Origin of the sequence: Paraburkholderia podalyriae, assembly GCF_014397785.1 — a bacterium.
GTDB classification, from domain to species: Bacteria; Pseudomonadota; Gammaproteobacteria; order Burkholderiales; family Burkholderiaceae; genus Paraburkholderia; species Paraburkholderia podalyriae.
In genome coordinates this window covers 1-2,336 of record NZ_VZQQ01000188.1, presented here as the reverse complement: position 1 = coordinate 2,336, position 2,336 = coordinate 1, and the positions used below count along the sequence as shown (strand labels likewise).

General features: G+C 60.0%; 3 protein-coding genes and 1 pseudogene. 3 read left to right on the top strand and 1 reads right to left on the bottom strand.

Annotation, left to right across the window (positions count from 1 at the left end):
* Both F6X42_RS42335 and F6X42_RS42330 read left to right on the top strand, forming a co-directional pair.
* Positions 1–257: NADH-quinone oxidoreductase subunit B family protein (locus tag F6X42_RS42335; RefSeq protein ID WP_376776533.1), on the top strand; the 257-nt coding region annotated here is incomplete at its 5' end.
* Between the two features lie 111 nt (positions 258–368).
* Positions 369–815 carry a hypothetical protein gene (locus F6X42_RS42330; protein WP_246530556.1) on the top strand — a complete coding sequence of 149 codons (447 nt, stop codon included), beginning with the start codon at positions 369–371 and terminating at the stop codon, positions 813–815.
* Between the two features lie 70 nt (positions 816–885).
* Here the strand turns inward: F6X42_RS42330 and F6X42_RS42325 are convergent, their stop codons facing one another.
* On the bottom strand, positions 886–1,488 hold the full coding sequence (locus tag F6X42_RS42325; protein ID WP_187639690.1) for a universal stress protein: 603 nt from the start codon (positions 1,486–1,488) through the stop codon (positions 886–888).
* A 225-nt stretch (positions 1,489–1,713) separates the two neighbouring features.
* Here F6X42_RS42325 and F6X42_RS42320 point away from each other — a divergent pair.
* Positions 1,714–2,214 (top strand): annotated as a pseudogene (locus F6X42_RS42320) (IS6 family transposase); the annotation flags it as partial.
* Between the last annotated feature and the right edge of the window lie 122 nt (positions 2,215–2,336).

Sequence of the window (2,336 nt, the reverse complement as noted above, 5' to 3'; positions counted from 1 at the left end):
CAGGCCCGCTCACGCTGAACATGAAGGAAGCGGTACGGCAAGCGTATGAAGCGACGCCACATCCCAAACTGGTGGTCGCAGTCGGCGAGTGCGCGTGCACGGGTGGCATCTTCAAGGACAGCTATGCGGTGTGTGGACCGCTGTCGAACCTCCTGCCTGTCGACGTCACGATACCAGGTTGTCCTCCACCTCCCGTCGATATCCTGACAGGTATTCTCACCGCGCTTCGTGTGAAACGTACGACCTTCCCGCCCTGAACTTCCCCGTCGGCATACGCCGCTAACGGAGATCATGGCACGCGCTTCGTGCCGGACCCGTGCATGATGACTACCCCATGTGCCACACGGATGCGTTCGAGGACAATTACGATGATTGAGCAATTGACCAATCTAGGAGATCTCGTCAGCGCCTTGATGCACAGGGCATGGCCGCAGGTGATGACGATAATCGTCTTCATGGTGGCGATCAGCGTGCGTTTCCCATTGTGGTTTGTGATGCTCTCGGCCGCCGTCAACGGTGCGGCCTTGACATACCTCGCGCAAAGCTGCGCGTCCCAGCCGTCCCGCCGCGTTCATGACCCGTTACTGGGCGCAGTGCTGATCGGCAGCGGACTGGCATCGGTTGCCCTGACGCTGAAGTGGTGGACCGTAGAAAAGCAGTTGCAACTCGCACCGGGTGTGCTCCTGCATCTCGCTGGCCATCCAACATCGAATTCGACACTGGCATGGCCGAGTGTCCTGACCCAGGGGGGCTCCTGCTCGATCTTTCTCGTGATTGTGGCGGTGTGGGTACTGGGCAGCGGGCGCGCGGACTGAGAACCGAACACGTTCGGCATCGGTGCCGTCGGCCCCATGTTCCGCACGCACGCTAAAGCTAAACGACAGCTTACCGTTGCCGCCCTCGTGGCAGTACTGGCGCCGGCGATGAGGCGCGCACCGGAGCAACTGCGAGCGAAGTTCGCCCGATGATGTACCCCTGAGGCGACGAAGACTTCGATGTGGTTGATGGCGTGCCGGATTCCACTTCGCGGCCCACGCCCGTTTGGGTCGACTGGCGCACGACGAGAACGGGAATTGCGCTGTGTGTCAGGACCTTCTGCGTTTCGCTGCCGATCAGCAGCGCACGCACACCGCTGCGGCCGTGAGATGCCATGACAATCAGGTCGCAATTTCGCTGGGCTGCGGTGCTAATAATCGCTTCATACGGGTGAGCACGGGTCGCGGCAACCGTTTCGCATTCGACGCCAACCTGCGCAGCTGCCCTTGTAACTGCGGCGAGAAAGTCATCTGCATGCTGCTGGTTGACCCGAATGAATTGCTCCTCGGTATCCGCGAGCATTTCGGTTCCATACGCGAAGACGTGAAATTCCGGCATCACGTGCAGTCCCGTGACCTTGGCGCCGCTTTCACTGGCGAGTATCACCGCCATCTGGATGGCGGCTTCAGAGAGCGCCGAGCCGTCGGTCGGCACCAGCAGATGCTTGAACATGACGCCTCTCCTTGCTGGGCGTGCCCAGTCAATCCGACGCGCGTTCAACCGCCCACAGCATCGGCCGGTTATGGAAAACACGATGTAATTACATATTGCTTTCAGTATAGTCATTCCTGAGGAGATGGAGAATGGCGTTTTTTTGGCAGTTTGTCGCGGACGGTTCTGTTGCAGTAAGGCCGGTCCGCTATGATGGGCGGAACGACACGAACGACTGAAAGCTCGATGAAGACGATGAATCCGGCGGTGGCCCGAGTGCTCAAACGCCTGCATTATCCGCTCGACGTGATTCTGACCTGCGTGCGCTGGTACGTGGCCTATCCGCTGAGCCTACGCCACCTTGAAGACATGATGGCTGAGCGTGGCGTTTCGGTCGATCATTCGACTGTGCACCGCTGGGCCATCAAGCTGTTGCCGGTGCTGGAGAAAGCGTTTCGCCGCCTCAAACGGCCGGTGGGTAAGAGCTGGCGGATGGACGAAACGTACATCCGCGTCAAGGGGGAATGGCGGTATCTTTACCGGGCCGTCGACAAGGACGGCAACACCATTGACTTTCTGCCACGCGCCCATCGTGACAAGACTGCGGCCCGGCGTTACTTTGAGAAATCGATCGCCCAGAACGGTATACCCGAAACGGGAATCATCGACAAAAGCGGCGCCAATCTCGCCGCGCTCGAAGCGATCAATGCCGATCGTGAAGCGCCCATCAGGATCCGCCAGTCCAAGGCAGTATGACTTTCCGTGAGGCAGGGGCTGGCCAGCCGTGACGAATCAGACGCGGGTTAGCATTGCTGCCAGAGCCGCACGGTGTGGACAGCGCCACACCCGGCGATTTCCGGCACGGAGGC